Origin of the sequence: Microcoleus sp. S1D4 (assembly GCF_036700765.1) — a bacterium.
GTDB lineage: Bacteria > Cyanobacteriota > Cyanobacteriia > Cyanobacteriales > Microcoleaceae > Microcoleus.
Genome location: NZ_JAUBPP010000008.1, coordinates 14,485 through 37,440, shown reverse-complemented (window position 1 = coordinate 37,440; position 22,956 = coordinate 14,485). Strand labels below are relative to the sequence as shown.

Below are 22,956 nucleotides of genomic sequence, written 5' to 3'. Positions count from 1 at the left end.
ACAACAACGGCTCGGTCATCGCAGCGCCCGGTGAGCCGGGGGGACAAGTCATTACGACCATTGGTGCAGTCGCCGATCTGGTTACAGTCAAGGACGGCTTCACATCGGCTCAGGCAGGCAGTTTGGTGACATATACTATCACTACCTCCAACAATGGGCCGAATGCTGCGGAAAATGTAGTGATTACAGACAGCATCATTCCCGGTTTAAAGATAGTCACGGCATCCAATGACGGCACTTACGATCCAGTGACGGGGATTGTCACCTTCCCAATAATTCCCAGCTTGGCTAGCGGCAGCAACACCGATCGCCAGGTAACATTAGTCGTTCCAGAAACGGGCAGCATCAAAAATACCTCCAAGAGCCGATCGACCACTTTTGACCCAGAACAGACCAACAACAACGGTTCCGAGTCTAGGGCCACTGTCATCACCACCGTCCTAGCGGGGCTACCGAATCCGGGGACTCCGGGGACTCCGACTCCGGGGACTCCGACTCCGGGGACTCCGACTCCTAATCCGAATCCGGGGACTCCGACTCCTAATCCGAATCCGAATCCGACTCCGGGGACTCCGACTCCGGGGACTCCGGGGACTCCGACTCCGACTCCTAATCCGACTCCTAATCCGACTCCGGGGACTCCGGGGACTCCGACTCCTAATCCGACTCCGAATCCGACTCCGGGGACTCCGACTCCTAATCCGACTCCGGGGACTCCGAATCCTAATCCGACTCCGAATCCGAATCCGACTCCGGGGACTCCGACTCCTAATCCGAATCCGAATCCGACTCCGAATCCGAATCCGACTCCGGGGACTCCGAATCCGACTCCGGGGACTCCGGGGACTCCGAATCCGAATCCGACTCCGACTCCAACTCCGGGGACTCCGGGGACTCCGATTCCGACTCCGATTCCGACTCCGATTCCGAGCGAGCCGACTCAGACTCCGAGCGAGCCGACTCCGGGGACGCCGACTCCGGGCGCACCGACTCCGGGCGCACCGACTCCGGGCGCACCGACTCCGGGGATGCCGACTCCGGGGATGCCGACTCCGGGCGCACCGACTCCGGGGATGCCGACTCCGGGGATGCCGACTCCGGGCGCACCGACTCCGGGGATGCCGACTCCGGGGATGCCGACTCCGACTCCTATTTTCGCTGGAGTTCCCGAACCGGATACCGGTTGCGGTTGCGAACCCTTACCCCTGCTGAGGCCGATCGCATTTGTCCAACCCCAGCCTTCCCCAATACTCAACTTCGAGTCAAGCGCCTCCGCGCTCATTGACATCGAAAACACAGTCCTCGGGACTCCCGGAAACGATTATTTAACAGGAAACGACACTAACGAACTGTTTGTCTCCTTTGAGGGCAACGACACGCTTTTAGGCGAAGGTGGCTCCGATATCTTCTTTGGAGACCAACAGCAAGACTTCATCGCTGCTGGCAGAAACAACGACATCGTTTACGCCGGTAAAGAAAATGATGTGGTGTTCGGGGGCAAACAAGACGATCGCATATTTGGCGATCGCAATTCCGACACATTGTACGGCGATCGCGGTTCCGATACGATCGTCGGGGACAACGGCAACAACATCAACTTGACTGGTAACGACGGCGATCTGATTTTCGGCGGTTCTTCCAGCGACGCCATTGCTGGCGCTCAAGGTAATGACACTGTTTACGGGGGCAAAGACGCAGACACCGTTTACGGCGGCAAAGAAAACGACCTGATTTGGGGCGACAAGGGCCAGGACACGCTCTACGGTGACAGCGGAGACGATTCTCTGTTCGGCGGAGTCCAAAACTCCCTAGACGGCGACCCGGAGGGGCAAGATTTTCTGGTTGGAGGCAACGGCCAGGACTGGCTCAACGGCCAAGAGGGCGACGATAGTTTGCTAGGCGGTAACGGCCAGGATGTGGTATTTGGAGGAAAAGGGGGCGATCGCATTTTTGGCGAAACCGGGTCGGATACTCTCTATGGCAATAAAGGTTCTGATACGATCGTTGGCGACTATGGCAATCCCCAAGGCAGCATAAATGTTAGCGATGAAGGCGACTTAATTTTCGGCAACGACACCGACGACATCATTGGTAGCGGTAGCGGTAACGACAGCATTTTTGCCGGCAAAGGTAACGATTTAGCTTACGGCGGCAAAGATAACGACATAATTTGGGGCGAACTCGGTGCTGATACCATTGTCGGCGACGAGGGAGACGATTCCCTTTACGGCGGCACGGCAAACCAGTTAGTCACCGATGTCAACGGCCGCGACTTGTTGTTTGGGGGAGATGGTAACGACTATCTCAACGGCGGCGAGAGTTCCGATTCTCTCGGCGGTGGTTTTGGCAACGATACCATTGAGGGCGGCAAGGATGACGATTTAGCCCACGGAGATGCCGGCAGCGACTTGATTTATGGCGATGACGGCAACGATATTTTGTGCGGCGATGATGGCAACGATACCATTTTTGGCGATCGGGGAGAAAACGAGCTAGGCCCGGTGGGTGCAAACGGTCAGCAAGACTGCATCAACGGTGGCAGTGGCGACGACCTTCTCTACGGCAATGAAGGGCAAGATGCCCTTAATGGCGGTGACGGTAACGACACGATTCATGGAGGGAAAGATAGCGACATTCTCAATGGAGGCGCAGGGGATGACTGGCTGTTTGGCGATGGGGGAGAGGATACTTTAATTGGAGGTAGCGGGAGCGATCGATTTGTGTTAAATAGCAACAGTGGCATCGATACTGTGCTTAATTTTGAAGTAGGAACCGACAAGTTTGTCCTTGCCAACGGCTTAAGTTTTGAGTCTTTGGGAATTAACTCCACGGCAAACGGTTATGTCCTGCAAGTTGCTGCCACTGGGGAGGTTTTGGCTAATGTTTTTGGACCTAGTAATGCTATTACTGCCCTGGATTTTGTCACTAGGTCGAGATAAAACAAAACTCGCAAAGGTTTGTAGTAAGAACTTTAGTCCGCAATCCAATAGCGGATTAAGGTTCGAGCGTGAGGACTGAAGTCCTCACGCTCGAACTTTTTGTATTCCGGTAATCGACAGAACATGATAGAGTACCAAGTTTGAAAAATATTGCTAGATATAAATCAGAGGCAATATTTATTTAAAAAAACGGCATTACCTTGTCCGGCGGGAGCTCTGCCCGTGAAATATCGTTGGTTTAGCATCAACAATTGTAGAAACAGTTTTTCACCTAAAAACGAGCTGGAAGCCCTTGGCTACCGACATGGGGAGGAACGCGGCTGCGAATGCAAGTCGCCTAAAAATATGGCACGGTTTAATACAAACTGGTAGACTAATTACAGCGATTAAGAACAACCATCTACGTGTTGAAATAATTTAATAAGGTGAAACTCCTTTCTTTGGTTCGTCTCGGCCTGAACGTAGCCTGACCAAACAAGCAACAGTGAATTATTGAGCGTACCTATCCGGCATAAGTGATGGACTCCGAAAACCGAAAAAAGTTAAAAGTATACGCAAAGTTTGGATTCGTCCAATCTAAGTGGGTAGAGGTGCTTTTTTAACGCCTTTGAAAGTCCCTTTGTGGAATACATCAAGAATCCCCCCGATTCATCGGTGGGGAGTATCAAGCTGCTTTGTATAACTTCCTATTCCCCAATTACCAATTACCAATTACCAATTACCAATTGATGCTAAACTTTCAGCGTTAAACCGCGCTTGCCGTTAACAGTTCGATCGCCCGCAATATCTTTACTAAAAAAATTATCCTTAAACCTACATGATACCCTCACTGTCAGGCTCTGTGTCGATCGCTGCAAATTTAGCCTGCGCCGCCGCCACCACAGTTGCGATCCTCCAAATAACACTCCAACCTGCAAATGCTTCAACAGTCACAAGTTGGCAATTCGATCCAGCCACAAATCAGCTAGAAATTACTCTCCCAGAGGGAACAACTCCCCTATATTCTCTGCTCAACCCGAATCAAATTGCTGTGGATTTGCCCAATACAGAGATCGGAGTGGACGCAACTCAACTATACTCGCAAGGCGCAGTGCGTTCTGTAGGCGTGACTCAACTTCGCGCCGGAACCACGAGAATTGTCCTAAATTTGGCTCCCGGAGCAGCTTTCAACGGCGAACAAATTCAATTCCAAAGAATCGGGGTAGAAAATCGCTGGGTGTTGCGTCCCTCTATCGAACCGGCTCAGTTCGTAAAAACTCCCGAAACTCAACTCCAGACTGCAACACCAGCACCGTCAAACCAGCCGCCGACAGATTCTAACTCAACTGCTGCAACAGAGGTCGATCGCCCAGAATCTCCTGTTTCGCCGAATTTCCCTGCCAATTCTGTACCGATACCAACTACGAATGACCAAATCCGACCGATAACAGTGCCTTTAGTGAGTGTTCGCCTCAATGAACGTTCGGGTGTACGACCTGCGGCTGTACCCAGTCTAAAACCTCAAATTTCGGCAATAGAAGCACCCCAAAAGCGGATACTTACCTTTGGGGAACCGCTTCCGGGCGATCGCCAAAGGTAAGCCGATGCGGGAAAAGCCGCTACTGGCTTTTCCCGCATCGGCTTACTGGCTGGAGCAGCCGCAGGTGTTACCACAACTTACGTCGCTGCTCCCCGTTCAGTTTTCGATCGTAAAAAAGTAAGAAGTTCGAGGGAAAAAGCAAAAAGAAACATCTTGCACTGCTCGTAAAAACTCTCTAAAAATAATCTGCCTCGAGCCGCGCATCTGCCACCCTCGCCGGTTTCTGTATCGATCAAAGATTCAAGCAATTGCTCGTCGAGTGAAGAGAAAAATCTTCCCTTCACTCGACGAGCAAAAACCGCTATATCGGCAATTTAGAAATTTTGACCTTCAACCGCTGGAGCTATCGAACCCGGTTGGTTGAGGAACAGGTTTTTAGCGCCGTCGTTTTGATAGATACAGTTAATTTGCGGTTGACCTTCCAGGGGCCCTGTGAAGCCAAAGGTGTTCATCCGATTTTTGCACTCGCGCACTTGGTTTTGGTCGATCAGTTTTCTTTGTTCGAGAATTGCCCAGTTATTGGTTCGGAGGACGCATCCAGGGCGCATACTCGGCTGCGAAATATAGACGTTAAAGGGGTTGAGGGTGAGGTATACGCGCATATCTGTTACCATCGCGCTGGCTCCAAACTGCACGCAAAGTTCTGGGTTCGGGGCGCTGCGATCGATAAATTCGCGCGATGCTACGTTTTCTGGGCTAATTGTAGCTGTGGAGCTAAAGGCGATGCCAATCCCAATTCCCAGAATAAAAACGGCTGTTAAAATCCCTATGGTGGCAGAATTGAGGAAAGAAGGTTTGCCGGACTGAGGTTGACGCCGCGACTGTCCGCCCAATGAGCTGATGTCTTCGTCTCGGAATGCGTCGTCTCTGTAGGAGTTAGGTTTGCGTTTCATATTATTTAGATTCTGTCTGTTCTGGGGACTCAACAGGTAGTAGTTTTTTATTTTTAACCGATCGGGCTTTTGTCATATTATGGCCTTAATAAGGTCGTGGCTACAGGCTGGGGACACTCCTGCTGCGTCTGGTGTTGGGTTTGCCGCGAGCGAGCGATCGCGAGTACCGCCTTGTCTGATTTTTCAGATTTCAATAAAATAGCTGAAAGTGGGATAGTCTTGCACGGGGGAAGAATCCGGCTCAAGATTATTCACAAATTTTAACATTTTACAAGTCAGGAGGTATAGATTAGTGTCTGTCGAAATTATTGAAAAGCGTTCTACAGTCCGCAAGCTTGCGCCGCGCTACCGGGTTTTGCTGCACAATGATGATTTCAATCCAATGGAATACGTGGTGCAGACTTTGATGGCGACGGTACCGAGTATGACTCAGCCACAGGCTGTGAATGTGATGATGGAAGCCCACACTAACGGGCTGGGACTTGTGATTGTTTGCGCTCTCGAACACGCGGAGTTTTATGCTGAAACGCTCAACAATCACGGATTGATCAGCAGCATCGAACCTGACGATTAAAACAGTAGAGCCACTTGAAGGGCTTTGTCCGGCAGGTTTTTGGCTCATATCCGATACGTTCATACCAAAAAGCCAAGGGTTAGGCCCCTGGCTTTTTGGTATATTACACTTCTTGCACTCAATTGCAGACAAGATTGAATCATCTGCGTCGATCAATGTTGATCCGCTCGAAATCTGCGGTTCACCGGCTCGATCTAATATTTGTGCAAGAAATCTATTTAATGCGGTCGATCGGGAAACTTGAAGATTAGGGGTAGGGATCGACCAGACTGGAAGTGGTTCGGACGGTGGTTCGGACCTAGATCGGATCGATCGCCTGCTGCTATTCTCAAATCTCTACTCTCGATCTTAGGAAATTAATAACGTCCTCCGCCTCCGCCTCCGCCGCCGCGAGAGAATTTTCCTGGGCCGCCACCGCCCCGGTTGCCGCCGCCCCGGCCGCCTTCATCTTCGCGGGGCTTAGCTTTGTTGACTTTGAGGTCGCGACCCATCCACTCAGCTCCGTCGAGAGCAGCAATCGCTGCATCTTCTTCTGCGTCTGTTGACATTTCTACAAAACCGAAGCCGCGGGGGCGACTGGTTTCCCTGTCGGTAGGTAGATGTACTCGCTTAACGGTTCCGTATTCGGCGAAGACGGTGGTGATGTCTTCTTGGGTAACTTGGTAGGATAAGTTACCGACGTATATCGACATGAGGAATAACTCCAAAAATTAGACAGTGCAAAGAGTTCAGTTTCGGAGAGTTCCCTGCCGATACAGAAGGGCAAGTTTTTAGACAATTCTGTAGCAATGAACAAAGCCTGCAACCGAATCTGATACACTTGGGATTTTAACACAGAATAGCTTCTTTTGAATAGCTTTCAGCAGTTAATTAGGTCTTGATAATTAAACGTAAAGTTTTTAGGGATTTAGAAGACGGGTTTCTCGCCCTGATGTTGGGTCAGTCGCCCGGACAGAAAGTTGTCGGGCCTCCTACTGCAGGAAAGATACGTCCACTTTCCCAAAATTGGTACTCAAAGCTAGATTCAGGTTTTCTAGAGCTTTGACTAGCCACACTAGCCCTTCTCGCGTACAAAATTCGTAGTGGCCGAACAAAATTGCCAACCGCTTTTCTAGATAGGGCTTGATTTTGCCACAAATTAGCACGATTTTCAGCAGCAAACCTGTGGTTTGGGTGGGCCCGAGGTTTGAGATCAGGTCGATGAAAACAAAGTGGTTGGGCCGCGCAGGACTCTCTACTACTAAAAAGTTCAATAATTGGCTGCAAGTTCTGATCATTAAAAATTCGTTGAACTGGCGATCGTCGTTGTGGGGAAAGGTATTTTGTAGTTGCTTATACAGTTTTTCGTTAAATTGGCGTTGGCCGTAGCGATCGTCCGCCACAGAAGAAATCAGGTATTCGTACAAGTCGTCTTTAAAGGAGCCGTAGGTCTGGTTTGTGCTGGCGTTCGCCTTGAAGCGACCCGCTAGCTGTCTGTATGTATCAGCTCCTTCTACTTTTCCGACAAATTGCTTGAGGGCAAAGAACAGTTCCGGGTCGCTCAACAAGGTAGGGTTTTTTATAGTTTGTATATCTCTGCCGAAGGAAAGTGAGGTATGACGGCGCGCTACTTGGGCTTTTCTCACTTGGTGAGCGACGTATTGCGAGAGGTCGATTTCAAATTTCTGCTGCTTTTGGGCTTGGATGGTTTTAATGATTTTCTGCTGTTCGTAGGTGCTGTCGTCGCTGAGGAGGCAGTGTTTGTAGAGGTAAGGGTACCGGGGAATTAAGGTTCCCAAGGCTAGGGTGGCGGGGGTTTTGGTGTTGCTGCTGTCTTCGTTGTTGTGGGTGATGACTTGGGCTAAGCGTTTGAGGGTTAGGTACTGTTCGCTTTGGGTAAATTGATGTACTAATTGGGGAATCGAGTGAGAAACCCGCGATCGACTGTATTTAGTTAATATTCTGGGGGCTTCCTCAAACACAGCGATCAATTCGGGGATGGCTGCTTGCTTGCTGGGGTATGTTTGCCAGCGATTGATCGGAATATGGCAGCAGCGGTTGAGGATGTACTTAAATTCTTGTTGGGCGTATTTTGAGGCTGCTATTTTTTCGAGTGCTTCGACGACGGCGCGATCGGGATATCCGATACCGTGGATAAACAAAGTACGAAAGCGGCTGATGAGTTCGGCCGGCTGCTCTACTTGTACCAACTCCAGCAAGTGGTTGTAAAGTAACTGTTTTTCTTCTTCGTGGCTTTGTCTGTTGTAGTCGTTCACCGTGGATTAACCCTCCGAGGATTTGATACGAGCTTGCAGCGCCCTGGGCACAGATGAATTTTGGCAGAGTCGAGCACCACAATTGAGCCAACCGAGCTTTTCCTCGGACGGGGCGCGAGGGGCGAAAGCGGTCAGCACAGACAGTCGATCGATGTTCTTTGCTTAATTAAACTATTTACCAACACCAGCATTACATGAATTGTTGACAATCAGCAAGGCCTAAAATCACCATATTTTTTGTAAAGTGTTGGTAAAAATGCGGGAGCATCTCAGTTTTGTATTTATAGTGCGAGCTTAATATTTCCCACGGCGGATATATCTGCAAGCGAGGCGGGACGGCGTGGCGTGAAAACAATACTTTTGGCAAACGCGAGATGCTCCGTAAAAATGTGGGTTGGTTCGAGTGAATTTATGGGTAAGCGGAGGATTTAGTATGAGAATTTTTACTGTCAGATCGTATCCGGTAGATTACCAGAATAAAAACGGATCGGGAGCATCTGGTGTTTGGCATTTAACTATAGTGCGAGCGTCCCCGCTAGCGAGGATCTACTCGCTAGCGGGGACGCTCGCACGCTCAATAAAAAAATGCTTTTTACAAAAAAGAGATATTCCCGACGGATAGGTGTGGAATGCAAGTCCAGCTTGTTGCGGACTTACATCCACACGTTATTTACTTATTGCGGTCGATCGACCGTAGATATCAATCCTAATCGGCCGCCCTCTGTAATAAGGTTTATCTAGATTGTCTATGGTGATTGAGGGGAAGAGGGGGAGAGGAATCCTTCGACTTCGCGCTCGGGTAAAGAGAGAGGGGAGAAGATTTTTGATCGATCGTCGAAATATACAATTTAAAGGCAGTACAGCTTACCATTTTCGATTGGGGCATTAGAGATGTTGCATTAAAAAATTGGAAATGACTGATAACTGCTAGGGTTGAGATCAGGGACTAGATCGGTTGAATTCTTTGATTGAAGCTGGTTTGAGTTGAATTTGAGGTCAAGCGAGGTAGGATTAGCTGTGAAAATAATTATTTTAAATGTGAGTGCTGGTTATGGTCTGTCGCGTAAGTATCGCCCGACTTGCTGAAATTTTAAATGTACCTTTACCTGCCGTGTCTGAGGACATTTTGACAGTTGTAGGGACAGGTATTGCCACGGATACGCGCACTCTTGAGGGTGGCGAAGTATTTTTGGCGCTGCGGGGAGACAATTTTGACGGGCATAAATTTGTGGCTAAGGCCCGGGATTTGGGGGCGATTGCGGCGGTGGTCGATCGCGATTGGCAAGAAGAAATTGCTAATTTTCCGCTGTTGCGCGTTGACGATACTTTAAAAGCTTACCAGGCGATCGCCCGTTGGTGGCGCGACCAGTTCAGTATACCTATAGTTGCTGTTACTGGTTCTGTAGGTAAAACTACTGTTAAAGAATTAATTGCAGCGGTTTTGTCAACCAGGGGAAATGTTCTTAAAACTCAATATAACTACAACAATGAAATTGGAGTCCCAAAAACGCTATTGGAGCTTTCGCCGTCACACAATTATGCTGTAATTGAAATGGGAATGCGCGGGCGGGGCGAAATTGCCCTGCTATCGCAAATTGCGCGTCCTACTGTGGCGGTAATTACTAACACTGGAACGGCGCATATCGGGCGATTGGGTTCGGAAGAGGCGATCGCAATCGCTAAGTGCGAACTGTTAGCCGAAATGCCTGCTGATAGCATTGCTATTCTCAATCACGATTCTGACAGATTAATCCCAACTGCGGCGCTTTTTTGGCAGGGAAAAACTTTAACCTACGGTTTAGAAGGCGGGGAATTGTGCGGGGAATTGCTAGGTAATGATACCATTTCTGTAGAAGGTATGCAACTGCCGCTGCCGCTAGCTGGACGGCACAATGCCGTAAATTATTTGGCTGCTTTGGCTGTAGCAAAAGTGTTAGATATTGATTGGGAAGTTTTAAAGCAAGGTTTGTCTGTGCAGTTACCGGATGGAAGGGCGCGCCGCTACGATTTACCCGATGATATTGTGATTCTTGACGAGACTTACAATGCTGGTTTGGAGTCGATGTTAGCGGCTTTGAGGTTGTTAGCGGATACTCCGGGAAAGCGCCGGATTGCGGTGTTGGGTACGATGAAGGAATTGGGCGACAGGGCGATAGAATTTCACCGACAAGTGGGAAAAGCGGCGCAAGAGTTGAAGCTTGATGCTTTGTTTGTGTTTGCGGATTTTGAGGAAGCGGCGGCGATGGCTGCGGGTGCGGCTGGTTTGCCTTTTGTGGATGTTGGAGATATTACGGCGCAAAATGGGCGGGAGGATTTAGCAAAGCAGTTGTTGGGATTTGTTGAAAAGGGCGATCGGATTTTATTTAAGGCTTCTCATTCGGTGGGATTGAATCGAGTTGTGGAGAAGTTTCGCGCGGAATTTGCGGGGGAGTAATAGAAAAGAAATTTTGGGGATTTGAAATTATGCGAGCGATTCTAGTCGATCGTCGCCTCAAACTCACGTTTCGATCGCTGATGCGTAGGGTAAGATGCCCATCTGCACCTAAGTCCCGATGGTTCAATATCCCGATCGCTTGCGTCGGTTCGATTTCGATATTTGGAGCAATCTCAATGGCTGCAATTCTGGCATTCTCAACTATCGTATTTCCTATCATTGTATTGTGTACTGCCTCAAACTTAGATTCGGCTTCCGAAATTTCTTCGTAGTGTACAATCACATGATAATATTTATTAATTGGTTCTCCAGAATCTGAATTTTCCACGGCAAGCGAATCTATATTCTGAGATTCTTCGGCTTTCTCGCGATACTCGTCGGCTAAATGTTCCAGGGCGATCGCGATCGCGTGTTCTTTCGTTTGTCCGTAAAAATTCATGGTATCATCAGGGCGATCGCTCAGAGATGACGAAATCTGACAAAGATACTGCCCGTTTGATTGAGCGCAAACGTCGATCGCAATTGTACCAGCAGTGCGATCGGGATTCATTTGAGTCAACTCAACCTCGCTATCTCATGAAATAAAATTTAGGACTTACGCGCCAACTCTATCCTCCGGGTGCGAATTGCACACCTTACAGCTACTTGTAGCGCATTAAGTTCGTACTCAGGACTCAAGCCCTCAATAGACATCTGCCAAAAAGACAGTTTTTAACAGGCATCCTGCCTGTTCCACAATCATTATGCAAGAGGTCTAATAAACTCGCTGGGAGTGAAGTCCTCGATATGATATCATTTTCCGAGTACGATCGCCCTGCTTCACTCTCCTGACTGAATTTGACTCCTCACCCACTCCCGAAACAACCGCAGCAAAGCCTTTTCTTTTGTAGTCTTTTTCAGTTCCAAAAACCTGAGCATTTCAGACTTCGACAGAAAAGGAAAGGTTGGAGAAACCTCGCACTCTGCGTATTCATTGCCTTCTAACTGATAGATGATTAAACGCTTGCCATCGTAGCGCCAAACTTCAGGTACGCCCAAACTTGCGTAAAGTTCGAGACGATCGATCGAACTGCTGGTAATGTCAATTTCAATAGCTAAATCTGGTGGTGGGTCTTCATTGAGATCGATTTGTTCTTTATTCCAGACAACATCTTCATTCTGAATGTAGTAACATTTATCAGGTTCTAACCCTCGTGCCAAATCTTGGCGCTTGCAGGTTAGTGAACCCATGCTGCAAATGTCAAGATTTAATTCATCTGTTAGAAGTTCCACAAAGTTTCCTAACAGTTCTCCAGATTTTTCGTGGGGTGCTGATGGAGTCATAATTTCTAAATTTCCGCGATCGTAAGTCAGGCGAATTCCCGGCTGTTCTGCGAGTTCGTTTACCAGAGATTCATAAGTCTGCCAACTAATATTTTTTAGCAGAAATCCGGCTTTTGGGGTTTGAATCAGGGTGGCTGTCATGGCTACCTGCCTGGGTTTTAAATTATTGATTGTATCTTAGCAAATATAAATTTTCGATCGATCGCGAAACCGCAGATTAACGCAAATCAACGCAGATAATTTTAACTGTTTTGGACGCACCAAGATAGCCAGAAACCTGGTTTTTAGCTAATCTCGTCGCTGTGGCGAAGGATGTGGAAAAAAACAGGTTTCTGGCTCCTGGCGAGTAAATCAAAGAAACCGGGTTTTTAGCCAATCTCGTCGCTGTGGCGAAGGATGTGGAAAAAACCCGGTTTCTGGCTATCTTTTCGTGAAGTGCGATCGAATAGATCGATCGCACTTAATACACTACTTCGCAGCTTGACGCTCTTTCGCTTCCTTGATCACTTCCTCGGCGATATTGCTTGGACAAGGAGAATAGTGGGAGAACGACATGGAGAATTGTCCGCGCCCAGATGTCATGGTACGCAAGTCGCTAATGTAGCCAAACATTTCGCTCAACGGCACATCTGCCTTGATCCGCGCTCCTGTCTGGCTTGTCTCCTGAGCTTTCATCATCCCGCGGCGGCGGTTGAGGTCGCCGATTACGTCGCCCATGTAATCATCTGGAGTGAATACATCGACATTCATAATCGGTTCCAGCAACTGAGGGCCTGCTTTGGGGATTGATTGACGATAGGCTGCTTTGGCAGCAATTTCAAAGGCCATCGCCGACGAGTCAACGGGGTGGAAACCACCTTCTAGGAGGGTGAATTTCAAGTCTAAGCAGGGGAATCCAGCCAAGACGCCTTTGTCGATGCAGCTTTCAAAGCCTTTTTCGACGGCTGGCCAATATTCTCTCGGTACACTACCACCAGTCACTTTTGACTCAAATATGAAGCCACTTCCAGGCTCACCAGGCTCGATCACGTAGCCGATTTTGGCGAATTGACCGGAACCACCTGATTGCTTTTTGTGGGTGTAATCGTCTTCGAGGCGCTTGGTAATTGACTCGCGGTAGGCTACCTGCGGTTCGCCGACTTCTACTTCGACGCCGTGGGTGCGCTTGAGAATGTCTACTTTGATGTCGAGGTGTAACTCGCCCATCCCCTTGAGAATCATTTCGCCGCTTTCTTGATCCGTCACCATGTGGAAGGATGGGTCTTCTTGCACCATTTTGGTGAGGGCTGCTCCCATTTTTTCTTCGCCGCCTTTCACCTTCGGTCTGACCGAAATCGAAATAACGGGAGCGGGGAATACCATCGGCTCTAGGGTGGCGGGATTTTTGGGGTCGCAGATGGTGTGTCCGGTGCGGACGTTTTTCATGCCGACGATCGCCACAATGTCCCCTGCTTGGGCCGATTCAATTTCTTCGCGAGAGTTGGCGTGCATCTCCACCAAACGGCTGACGCGCTCGGTTTTGCCTGTGGCTGTGTTGAGTACGGTGTCGCCTTTAGACAGCTTACCGGAGTACAGGCGCGTGAATGTTAGAGCACCGTAGCGATCGTCCATGATCTTAAACGCCAGTGCCCGCAACGGTCTGTTGGGATCGACGATCGCAAACTCGCCGGTTTCTTCGCCATCGAGATCGACTTCTGGCTGCGGTGCGACTTCCATTGGGTTTGGCAGATAGTCAACCACGGCATCCAGTACCAACTGCACGCCTTTGTTTTTAAACGATGAGCCGCAGTAGGTGGGGAAAAATGCCCGATCGCGTGTACCTTTGCGAATACAGCGCTTGAGGTCGTCAATACTCGGTTCGTTGCCTTCGAGATATTGTTCCATCAGAGCGTCGTCTTGCTCGACGGCGAGTTCGATCAACTGTTCGCGGTATTTTTCGACATCATCGACCATATCGGCCGGAACTTCCTCGATTGTGTAGTTCAGCGGGTCGCCGGAGTCATCCCAGATCCAGGCTTTGCGGGTCAGCAAATCGACTACGCCGCAAAACTTTTCTTCGATGCCGATCGGCAATACCATCACCATCGGTTTAGCTGCGAGGATTGTATCTACTTGCTTGACAACGCGGTAAAAATCTGCGCCGGTGCGATCGAGCTTGTTGATGTAGACGATGCGAGCGACTTTGGAATCGTTAGCGTAGCGCCAGTTGGTTTCAGATTGCGGTTCAACTCCACCCGAACCGCAGAACACGCCGATACCACCATCGAGAACTTTCAGCGAACGGTAAACCTCGATCGTAAAATCGACGTGTCCGGGAGTGTCGATGACGTTGAGCTGATGCTTGTTCCAGAAGCAGGTGGTAGCAGCGGATTGAATCGTAATACCGCGCTCTTGCTCCTGTTCCATGAAGTCAGTCGTCGCCGCGCCTTCGTGAACTTCACCTATTTTGTGGATTTTGCCTGTCAGTTTTAGGATTCTTTCAGTTGTGGTGGTCTTGCCAGCATCTACGTGGGCGAAGATGCCGATATTTCGATAAAGAGTGAGATCTTTCATAATTACTGTTGAGATTAAATGCGACGAACCGTCGGCGACCACCTGCAAGCGTGACAAGCGAGGAATCAATGTTGCCTTTGGTGCCATTACAGGCTAGATTTCTTTTCCCCTGTTTCTGGCATACCTATCTTAATTTTGACACTTCTCCGTCATTCCTGCGAAGCATTCTTGGGTGATTGACTGCTGGCGGGACTTTGACGCCGGTGATTCTTGACAGTTTGACGGGGTGCGCTACCACAGTGGTGTTACCTTCCCTCGCTGTCTGCAAGCGATTCGCGGGATAGCATCTGTGTTTGGCATGGATAGTGCTCGCTGGTAGTGCTATGAAAAAAAAATACGGTAGTGGTCAATATAGCCTTTCTCAAAAAGGGGAGGTATAGGTTTAGGTTTTAGATACTTCGACTTCCTTCGACTCCCTTCGACTTCCTTCGGGGGGCAAGACGCTGGCTCACAAGTCGCGATCGTACAAGTTTTAGATTTTAGATTGGGGGATTGAGGGATTGATGGCTCTATCGATTGATACCTCATCTTTATGCTTGATCGTTAAATTATACTAATTCCAAATCTTTTGCAAATTGAGAACAAAACCCGGCAAAACATCTTCCCCAGAAAGGGTCTGAGGAGATTGCAATATTTCTACACTTTTACCGAGGCGGTAAATTTCAACTTCCCGTTTTTTGCGGTTAATCAACCAACCCAAACGGCAGCCGTTTTCTATATATTCTTGCATTTTTTCTTGAGTCTTTTTCAAGCTGTCGCTGGGCGAGACTAATTCAATGACAAAATCGGGACAAAGCGGGATGAATTTTTCTCTTTGTTCGGGTGTTAAAGCTTGCCAGCGAGATTTTTCTACCCAAGAAGCATCGGGAGAGCGATCGGCTTTGTTGGGCAGGGTAAATCCTGTGGAGGAATCAAACACTTCGCCAAGTTCCGTTTGTTCGTTCCAAATTCCCACCTGTAAGTTAAGTTTTGAGTTGCGTTTGCCTGTTTCTCCTCCGGTTGGTGGCATGGCGATTAATTCTCCGTTGGCGCTGCGTTCTAATTTTAAATCGGGGTTTGATTCGCACAGTTGGTAGAACTGTTCGGAAGTTAGTTTAATTATGGAGTTGAGGTTTAAGGTGATAGCAGTCATTATTATTTACCTGCTGTTTTGATAAATTATATAGCCTTTCTGTGCTCTCATATGAGGTACTATCCGGCATAGGGCATAGAGCCTACCTCACTTTTTTGAAAACTGCTATATGAATATAGAAATTAAAAAATCAAAATGGACTTATTCATTTTGATTTTTTAATTATTAACTTCTAATTTTACTGCAATTGTTTGATTCTGTTGAGCGCGTCTTGATAGGCGCTGGTTCTCCCGCCTTGTTTGTAAAGTTCTGCTGCTTTCTGAAAGTCGGCAATTGCTTTTGGTTTGTCTTCTGTTTCCAGGTAAGCTAAAGCTCGGTTGTAGTAAGCGTCGGCAAAACCGGGGTTGGCTGCGATCGCCTGCGTGTATGCTTCAATAGCAGTGGAACCGCGCGTGGTTTCGGATTGGGGCAAGCCGGAAGTGATGAAAGTGCGGGCATTACCGATATTAAAATACAATTCTGGGGTATATTTTGGCTTGAAAGCCAGTGCTCTGTTGAAATCGGCGATCGCCTCCCAAGCATCTCCTCGATCTAACCGCGAAAGTCCTCGAAAATAATAGGCTTGGGCATCTTGCGGATTGGCGGTGGATACCGGGCCGATAGTTGCGGGAGTATTGTCTACTTTCAACTCAGATTTGTTCATTCCCGCCGCCACTAACTTCGCGATAAATGTATTGATGGGAACTGCTGCATTAAACCCGGTTTTGATCGGGGCGACTTCGCCGGAACTGGTTTGGGCAAAACCGAATTCGCCTTGTCCGTGCAAACCGATGACTCGGCCTTCGGAGTCGAAAACTGGCCCGCCGCTCATACCGCTCCAAGTTACTGCCTGATACCGCAAATTGTAACCTTCGGGGCGGTTGTGCGGGCGGCTGGTCACGAGTCCGGGAGAGAGTTCGGGTTCTCTTTCTGCGCCGAACAGTCCGCCCGTAGCGGGATAGCCGTAAACGTAGATTTGACTGCCGATGACGGCTAGATCGGAATCTGCGATCGTCGCGACTGGATATTCTTCGGGACTTTCAAATTTGACTACTGCTAAATCTGGGTCTGTTGCTGCTGTTTGCAAGCGGGTGACTGCGGTTGCTTGATAGTTTTTGCCGATCGAGGTGCGAACGGTATATTTAACGTCTGCTTTTTCTACGACATGGTTGACTGTTAAAACTGTGTAAGTTTTGCCTGTTTTGGCAATAATTACGCCTGAACCGTCTCCTAGGGAACTGTTAATTTGTACTGTCAGCGGCCCGGCAATGTTGGCGACTTCTTGGGCTGTTTTGGCGATCGCGGGCTGGCTGATAACTATGGTTAAGGCTGCGGTAGTTCCTGCTAGCACGCTGCTTAAGGTGTCGAAACGAGAAAAATATTTATTCATGGTATTGGGAATTTGTAGTTGGGTAGCGGGAGTTGGCGGCGGTTGGCGATTTTTGTTTTTTTGTTTTTAGTTGGATTAGTGGGTTGACGCTCGTGCGATCGGCTTTGTTCTTTAGTGATAATTTTACTCGCTTTTTTGTTCCGCAATTCCCCGATTTCGGCCCCGGACACGCCATTGCCGTTTCCCTACAGATGCTAGCTGGCGCACGATGCCCATCCTACTTATTAAAACGCAACAATACATGACTCAAACTCAGTGCTTAGTTCTTCTTTCGTCATCGTTCCCCGTGCGACTTGCATGACTAAATTATATGCTCGATCGTCCGTTAAATTTAGAGCGCAACCATTCAATCGCAAAAAGGTATCTGCCACAGCAAAAGCCGTTCTCTTATTGCCGTCCATAAATGGATGATTCATCGCTATATGGTAGAGATAGGCGGCAGCTTGTTCGCCAATTGTTGGATGCAAAAGTTGACCGCTAAAAGTTGCTTGAGGTTGAGCTAAAGCTGACTCTAACAAGCCTTCATCTCTGACACCGGGAGTTCCGCCAAATCTCTCTATCTGTCTGGCATGAATGCTGATAACCGTATTTTTGGTGATAAAATTAGGAGTTGGCAAGGCGATGATAAACCTCCTTTCTTTCGCGTTCAGAATCTAGATATGCTTGCCATGCTTTGGCTTCTAATTTTTGTTGTTCTTCTTCAGTTTTTAAGGAACGAACAAATTCCAGCACTTTCAGCAGCAAAGGTTCTGGTACTTGGTCTAGTTCTTGAAGAAGTTGGTCTTTTGCGCTCATGTTTCCTCCTAGTTATTTTATTATTTTACAACCCGCAGATTAGATAATCAATGGCTGAGTAAAACTCGGCGGTTGAAACCGCGTCTATACAAACGAAGTCGGCCTCCGCCGACTGTAGGTTAGAGTAAACTTACAAGGTTTGATATTTTGTGGCCCATTGGACGATCGCCTCAGTCAGCCCGTCTAACGTATATTCTGTGGCTTCTACGTCTACTTTACCCAATAACTTTAGGCAGCTTTTGGACGTTTCGGGCCCGATCGAGGCGATGCAAACATTTTCTAACCAATCCTCAGACAAAGACAATTCTGGGTTTTTCTCTATGAGATGGCAAAAGTTATGCACGGTTTTGGAACTGGCAAAGGTTATGATATTTACGGCTTGATTTTGGAGTGCGGCTAGGGCGATCGGAGCGACAGTTTCGGGACAGCAAGATTGGTAAGCTGGTACTTCGATTACTTGCGCTCCTTTGGCGGTGAATTCTTTGACTAAAACTTCTCTACCGCCGCTTTCTACTCTGGGAAATAGAATCTTGCAGTTTTGCAAGTTATCGGGGAAGTTTTCGACTAGGGAGTCGGCGACGAAATTGGGGGGAATAAAGTCTGGTTGTAGAGAGTGCGATCGCAAACTTTCTGCTGTTTTTTTGCCGACAACTGCGATTTTAATGCCACACAAGCTGCGCGCGTCTTTGCCTTTTGCTTGCAATCTTTCAAAAAACCAGTCTACAGCGTTGTGGGATGTGAGAATTAACCAGTGAAAGCTTGACAATTGTGCGATCGCCCTGTCTAATGGTTCCCAAGTGGACGGCGCACCAATTACCAAGGCGGGCATTTCGATCGCGCGGGCTCCTAGTTGCTGGAGTCGATCGCTAAATTGATTGGACTGGGAAGCTGCGCGGGTGACTAAAATCGTTTTTCCGGCTAGCTGCTGGCTGTTGTTAGAAATGACTGGTGTAACGCTCATGTTTGTGTTTTTCGATCCGATTAAATATTCGCGCAATCTGACTACTTCTCCAATGACGATCGCGCAAGGCGATAGAGATTGACCTGCTGTTTGCTGTACGATGTTGAACAGAGTTCCGATCCAGATTTTCTGTTCGGGGCGGCTGCTATCTCGGATAATGGCGATCGGTGTTTCGGGCGATCGCCCGTGTTTTTGCAATTGCCAAATTATCTCGCTTAAATTGCGCCCTCCCATCAATATTACCAAAGTTTCAATCCGCACTAATGCTTCCCATTCTAAAGCATCTGTTTCGTGGGCGCTCATCACGGCAAAACAGCGGCTCATCACCGGATCTGTGAGGGGAATTCCTGCTAGCATTGGTGCGGCTAATGCGGATGAAATTCCGGGTATTACTTCAAACTCGCAGCCCGCTGTGATTAATGCTTGAATTTCGGAACTGGAACGACCAAAAATAAACGGATCGCCACTTTTTAAGCGCACTACTTGTTTGCCTAGCTTGCACTGTTCTACGAGCAAGCGGTTAATTTCTTGCTGCTTGGTAGAAGGTTTGCCGCCGCGTTTCCCAACTTCTATTTTTCGACAAGTTACTGGGATTAATTCGAGTTGTGGGATGTCGATGAGAGCGTCGTAAATTAAGACTTCGGCTTGGGATAGCAGTTTGTGCGATCGCACTGTCATCAAGTCACAATCTCCGGGTCCCGCACCGACTAGATAAACTTTCCCTTTTGGGTTTTTCACAATTCCTCCTCGATAGTATAGTTGTATGAATATTGCTAGCCTATAGTAAGACGCGCCAAGGCGCACCCTACACTATAGTAAGACGCGCCGAGGCGCACCCTACGGTATACTCCGCAGTTTATTGTATTAGAAAAGCTATTTATGCAGATTATCATCATCACGGCGGCCGATGCAAATTACTTTGAATTAGTGCGAGGTACTATTTTATCGGTGCGGGAAAAACCAGAGGGTGCAAATGTGGCGATCGGCTTTTTCGATCTCGGCTGCACTTCCCAACAATTGCAGTGGCTGGAAACACAAGTTAATATCATTCAAAAACCTGATTGGGACTTTGACTTTCCCGGTAGAAACGAAGCCCCTCACTATCTCAAAGGACTTTTAGCACGTCCTTTTTTGCGCCGCTACTTCCCCGATTTTAACATCTATTTGTGGATAGATGCCGATGCTTGGGTGCAAGATTGGCAAGCTGTTGAACTGTTAGTTAAAGGCGCGGTAAAACGCGGTTTAGCAGTTGTTCCAGAATTAGACAGAGGCTATTATTTAGCTTACGGCAAACTGCCTTGGTATTGGGAATTTGTTTACCGCGATTATCAAGCAGCTTTCGGCGAAGAAGTTGCCCAACAGTTGCACAGCTATCCCACCATCAATGCAGGTGTTTTCGCACTGCAAAAAGATGCCCCGCACTGGGAATTATGGGCGGAATATCTGGGAGAGGGATTGCAGCGGCACGTTTCTTTAATGACCGACCAAATAGCTTTAAATCGGTTGGTTTACGGCACTAAAATGTTTGACAAAACAGAGATGCTGCCGGCTCGGTGCAACTGGAGTTGCAACTTTGGTTTGCCCGTCTGGGACAAGCAGCGAGCCTGTTTTGTGGAGCCGTACTTGCCGCAGGAGGCGATCGGCATTCTGCACATCACCGGTCACAAGCACGACTTAGTAAAATTAGCAACAGCCGACGGAAGTCAAATAGAAATTAGTCTCCGCTATCAACCGATACAACAGCCAGTATCTCCACAGTTAAAACCAACACAAATTACATTACCGCCACAATCTGAAATGAACAACAATACTTTGTTACCCGCCGGAGATTACGTCTCGCCCGGATTGAAAATTATTCTCCCAGATGCGTACTTTCCCAACATGATTGTCGGCGATACTCAAACTTGTTCGTGGCCCTACCTGCGCCGGGAAATTCAGCACAATTGGTATGTCGATCGCCGCGCTAATTCAGTCGGATTTCTCAGTCGTGACGAAGCACACATCCTTTACAATACAGCCCTGCAATTCAAAGGTAAAAAAGCCTTAGAAATAGGCTGCTGGCTGGGATGGTCGGCCTGTCACTTAGCCCTCGCAGGAGTTGAATTAGATGTGGTCGATCCGCTGTTAGAAAGAGAAGACATTCGACAAAGCGTCATCGATTCAATTCAAGGTGCTCTCAATGCGTCTGGCGTGCAAACTTCCGTGAAGCTAATACCCGGCTATAGCCCCCAAAGAGTAGAAGAATATTCCGCTCAATTCAACCGCAAATGGTCGTTAATTTTTATTGACGGAGAACACGGAGGTGATGGGCCGTTAAATGATGCCATTGCGTGTGAAAAATTGGCTGAAGAAGATGCGATAATTTTATTTCACGATTTAGCGGCTCCCGATGTTGCTCAAGGTTTAGATTACTTGAAACAAAGGGGATGGCAAACAGTAGTATATCAAACAATGCAAATTATGGGGGCTGCTTGGCGGGGCAATGTCGAGCCGATAAAACATCAACCCGACCCCAATATTTCCTGGCAGTTGCCAGCACATTTGCACGGGTACAATATTAGCAGTTTAGAGGCAATTAATTCTCAAACAGCCAGCCAAACCAATCAAAACCAACAGTCATCTTATACAAGAGATTTTTACCAATTAATCGCAGAAGGAACTCGCACTTCTGCTAGAGAAATTATTCCCCTGCTGCTAGACTTGCTGCAACCCATTTTACCTAAAAGTGTGGTAGATGTGGGCTGCGGTACGGGAAGCTGGTTAGCTGCGTTTCACAAGTTGGGAATTTCTGATTGTTTGGGAATAGATGGCGATTATGTCGATCGCACTATTTTACAAATTCCTTTAAATCAGTTCCAATCCGCCGATTTAAAGCAACCGCTGCAAATAAACAGAAAGTTTGACTTAGCAATTTCTCTGGAAGTTGCCGAACATTTGCCCGCTACCTGTGCCGAAAACTTTGTTAATTCTCTCACTCAACTAGCATCGGTGATTATGTTTTCTGCTGCGATACCATTTCAAGGAGGCGTCGAACACGTTAACGAACAGTGGCCACAATATTGGGTTTATTACTTTCAGAAAAACGGCTATGCAGTTATTGACTGCTTGAGAAAAAAAATATGGAACAATGACAAAGTAGAGCCTTGGTACGCTCAGAATATCTTGATTTTTGTTAAACAAGAATACTTGTCGGGATATCCGAGGTTAGTAAATGAATATCAAAATACCGATATAAATCAATTAGCCATCGTCCATCCCAAGATTTATTTTTACAGTTTGCAAACTGCTAGAAATGCGGCACATAATTTACAATCAGAAAGTGTCAAACAAGTTACAGCATCGCCACAATTGGCAGATCGACCTTTGGTATCTGTGATTATTCCCTGCTACAATCAATCTCATTTTTTGGTGGAAGCAGTAACTAGCGTGATTAACCAAACTTACAAAAATTGGGAAATTATCATTGTCAACGACGGCAGCTTAGATAGTACCAGCACAGTTGCCAAAAATTTAATATTAGCAAATTCCCAATATCAAATTACTCTTGTAGAACAAACAAATCAAGGGCTTTCAAGTGCTAGAAATGCGGGCATAGCAACCGCAAACGGTGAATACATCATGCCTTTAGATGCCGATGATATCCTAGCTGAAAACGGCTTGACTGACCTTTTAGAAATATGTTTAAAATCAAATGTACCTTGCGTAGCCTTTGGTTCTTATCAAATGTTTGGCACTGAAAATCGCATAGTACCAAGTTACGAGTTGTATTCGTCCGAAAATATCAAGAAATCTAACATGATTCATCCGTCTTCACTTTATCACAAATCTATTTTGGATTTGGTCAGCGGGTACAAAGTTGGGATGAAGGAAGGTTACGAAGATTGGGAGTTTTGGGTGAACTGCCACAAGCACAATATTCCCTTTTTGGGAACGAGAGAAGTCGTTGTCAATTATCGGCGTTCCCAGGGTTCTATGTTGGCTAAAGCTCAGCAATATCATCAAAAGTTGGTAGCACAAATTGTTTGTTACAACCGGGAACTTTACGATATGGAAAGCGTGAATAGTGCTGAAAAGCTATTGGGACAAATCGCAAGTTAATCTGGATTCTTTATTCTGTAGTCCGCAAAAACAAACTTTGTTTGTGTAGTA

General features: G+C 47.7%; 18 protein-coding genes and 1 pseudogene. 8 read left to right on the top strand and 11 right to left on the bottom strand.

The annotated features are described in order from the left end of the window. Positions 1 to 125: 125 nt before the first annotated feature. The 5 genes and pseudogenes from QT998_RS27465 to QT998_RS10590 form a co-directional block, all read left to right on the top strand. A pseudogene (locus QT998_RS27465) lies at positions 126 to 350 on the top strand (hypothetical protein); the annotation flags it as partial. A 106-nt stretch (positions 351 to 456) separates the two neighbouring features. Further along, positions 457 to 1,212, top strand: a complete 756-nt coding sequence (locus QT998_RS27460; protein WP_442921962.1) for a pentapeptide repeat-containing protein — start codon at positions 457 to 459, stop codon at positions 1,210 to 1,212. Continuing rightward, positions 1,119 to 2,939 carry a calcium-binding protein gene (locus QT998_RS27455; RefSeq protein WP_442921961.1) on the top strand — a complete coding sequence of 607 codons (1,821 nt, stop codon included), beginning with the start codon at positions 1,119 to 1,121 and terminating at the stop codon, positions 2,937 to 2,939. The genes QT998_RS27460 and QT998_RS27455 overlap by 94 nt, the downstream gene beginning before the upstream one ends. 817 nt (positions 2,940 to 3,756) lie before the next feature. Continuing rightward, a complete protein-coding gene (locus QT998_RS10595) occupies positions 3,757 to 4,518 on the top strand; it encodes an AMIN domain-containing protein (RefSeq protein ID WP_333089483.1) in 762 nt (253 codons plus the stop codon). Next, a complete protein-coding gene (locus QT998_RS10590; protein WP_333114522.1) occupies positions 4,484 to 4,639 on the top strand; it encodes a hypothetical protein in 156 nt (51 codons plus the stop codon). The genes QT998_RS10595 and QT998_RS10590 overlap by 35 nt, the downstream gene beginning before the upstream one ends. A gap of 193 nt (positions 4,640 to 4,832) precedes the next feature. Here the strand turns inward: QT998_RS10590 and QT998_RS10585 are convergent, their stop codons facing one another. Continuing rightward, positions 4,833 to 5,411 (bottom strand): DUF3172 domain-containing protein, encoded by a 579-nt coding sequence (locus QT998_RS10585; protein WP_333089487.1) that lies wholly within the window; start codon positions 5,409 to 5,411, stop codon positions 4,833 to 4,835. A 292-nt stretch (positions 5,412 to 5,703) separates the two neighbouring features. Between QT998_RS10585 and clpS the strand changes: the two genes are divergently transcribed. Next, entirely contained in the window at positions 5,704 to 5,985 is a 282-nt protein-coding gene (gene clpS, locus QT998_RS10580) for an ATP-dependent Clp protease adapter ClpS (protein WP_333089491.1), read from the top strand. Between the two features lie 356 nt (positions 5,986 to 6,341). Here clpS and QT998_RS10575 read toward each other — a convergent pair whose 3' ends face one another. Together QT998_RS10575 and QT998_RS10570 are read right to left on the bottom strand one after the other, a co-directional pair. Next, positions 6,342 to 6,677 carry an RNA recognition motif domain-containing protein gene (locus QT998_RS10575; RefSeq protein WP_333089492.1) on the bottom strand — a complete coding sequence of 112 codons (336 nt, stop codon included), beginning with the start codon at positions 6,675 to 6,677 and terminating at the stop codon, positions 6,342 to 6,344. Positions 6,678 to 6,956: 279 nt separating this feature from the next. Further along, positions 6,957 to 8,240: a hypothetical protein gene (locus QT998_RS10570; RefSeq protein WP_333089493.1), complete on the bottom strand. Its 1,284-nt coding sequence runs from the start codon at positions 8,238 to 8,240 to the stop codon at positions 6,957 to 6,959. Positions 8,241 to 9,291: 1,051 nt separating this feature from the next. Here QT998_RS10570 and QT998_RS10565 point away from each other — a divergent pair. Next, positions 9,292 to 10,674: a UDP-N-acetylmuramoyl-tripeptide--D-alanyl-D-alanine ligase gene (locus QT998_RS10565; RefSeq protein ID WP_333114519.1), complete on the top strand. Its 1,383-nt coding sequence runs from the start codon at positions 9,292 to 9,294 to the stop codon at positions 10,672 to 10,674. Here the strand turns inward: QT998_RS10565 and QT998_RS10560 are convergent. From QT998_RS10560 to cobA, 8 genes are all read right to left on the bottom strand, one after another. Beyond that, positions 10,604 to 11,233, bottom strand: a complete 630-nt coding sequence (locus tag QT998_RS10560; protein WP_333114516.1) for a hypothetical protein — start codon at positions 11,231 to 11,233, stop codon at positions 10,604 to 10,606. The genes QT998_RS10565 and QT998_RS10560 overlap by 71 nt on opposite strands. A 260-nt stretch (positions 11,234 to 11,493) precedes the next feature. Further along, positions 11,494 to 12,138, bottom strand: a complete 645-nt coding sequence (locus QT998_RS10555; RefSeq protein WP_194008311.1) for a Uma2 family endonuclease — start codon at positions 12,136 to 12,138, stop codon at positions 11,494 to 11,496. Between the two features lie 327 nt (positions 12,139 to 12,465). Next, the gene (gene fusA / locus QT998_RS10550; protein ID WP_333089530.1) at positions 12,466 to 14,550 is read right to left on the bottom strand and encodes an elongation factor G; all 2,085 of its coding nucleotides are present in this window, start codon (positions 14,548 to 14,550) and stop codon (positions 12,466 to 12,468) included. Between the two features lie 553 nt (positions 14,551 to 15,103). After that, the gene (locus tag QT998_RS10545; protein ID WP_333114511.1) at positions 15,104 to 15,682 is read right to left on the bottom strand and encodes a Uma2 family endonuclease; all 579 of its coding nucleotides are present in this window, start codon (positions 15,680 to 15,682) and stop codon (positions 15,104 to 15,106) included. Between the two features lie 178 nt (positions 15,683 to 15,860). Next, positions 15,861 to 17,051 carry a tetratricopeptide repeat-containing serine protease family protein gene (locus QT998_RS10540; RefSeq protein ID WP_333089499.1) on the bottom strand — a complete coding sequence of 397 codons (1,191 nt, stop codon included), beginning with the start codon at positions 17,049 to 17,051 and terminating at the stop codon, positions 15,861 to 15,863. Between the two features lie 224 nt (positions 17,052 to 17,275). Further along, entirely contained in the window at positions 17,276 to 17,668 is a 393-nt protein-coding gene (locus tag QT998_RS10535) for a type II toxin-antitoxin system death-on-curing family toxin (RefSeq protein ID WP_333089502.1), read from the bottom strand. Then, a complete protein-coding gene (locus QT998_RS10530) occupies positions 17,655 to 17,846 on the bottom strand; it encodes a DUF2281 domain-containing protein (RefSeq protein ID WP_333089504.1) in 192 nt (63 codons plus the stop codon). The genes QT998_RS10535 and QT998_RS10530 overlap by 14 nt, the downstream gene beginning before the upstream one ends. 130 nt (positions 17,847 to 17,976) lie before the next feature. Then, on the bottom strand, positions 17,977 to 19,545 hold the full coding sequence (gene cobA, locus QT998_RS10525; RefSeq protein WP_333114509.1) for a uroporphyrinogen-III C-methyltransferase: 1,569 nt from the start codon (positions 19,543 to 19,545) through the stop codon (positions 17,977 to 17,979). Between the two features lie 141 nt (positions 19,546 to 19,686). Here cobA and QT998_RS10520 point away from each other — a divergent pair, with 141 nt between their 5' ends. Beyond that, positions 19,687 to 22,905 carry a glycosyltransferase gene (locus QT998_RS10520; protein WP_333114507.1) on the top strand — a complete coding sequence of 1,073 codons (3,219 nt, stop codon included), beginning with the start codon at positions 19,687 to 19,689 and terminating at the stop codon, positions 22,903 to 22,905. Positions 22,906 to 22,956: the final 51 nt, after the last annotated feature.

Coding starts and splice junctions, on each gene's coding strand:
- QT998_RS10530 (WP_333089504.1), bottom strand. CDS start 17,846: ATGAGCGCAAAAGACCAACTTCTTCAAGAACTAGACCAAGTACCAGAA.
- QT998_RS10540 (WP_333089499.1), bottom strand. CDS start 17,051: ATGAATAAATATTTTTCTCGTTTCGACACCTTAAGCAGCGTGCTAGCA.
- QT998_RS10595 (WP_333089483.1), top strand. CDS start 3,757: ATGATACCCTCACTGTCAGGCTCTGTGTCGATCGCTGCAAATTTAGCC.
- QT998_RS10555 (WP_194008311.1), bottom strand. CDS start 12,138: ATGACAGCCACCCTGATTCAAACCCCAAAAGCCGGATTTCTGCTAAAA.
- QT998_RS10585 (WP_333089487.1), bottom strand. CDS start 5,411: ATGAAACGCAAACCTAACTCCTACAGAGACGACGCATTCCGAGACGAA.
- QT998_RS10545 (WP_333114511.1), bottom strand. CDS start 15,682: ATGACTGCTATCACCTTAAACCTCAACTCCATAATTAAACTAACTTCC.
- QT998_RS10575 (WP_333089492.1), bottom strand. CDS start 6,677: ATGTCGATATACGTCGGTAACTTATCCTACCAAGTTACCCAAGAAGAC.
- QT998_RS10565 (WP_333114519.1), top strand. CDS start 9,292: ATGGTCTGTCGCGTAAGTATCGCCCGACTTGCTGAAATTTTAAATGTA.
- fusA (WP_333089530.1), bottom strand. CDS start 14,550: ATGAAAGATCTCACTCTTTATCGAAATATCGGCATCTTCGCCCACGTA.
- QT998_RS27455 (WP_442921961.1), top strand. CDS start 1,119: ATGCCGACTCCGGGGATGCCGACTCCGACTCCTATTTTCGCTGGAGTT.
- QT998_RS10520 (WP_333114507.1), top strand. CDS start 19,687: ATGCAGATTATCATCATCACGGCGGCCGATGCAAATTACTTTGAATTA.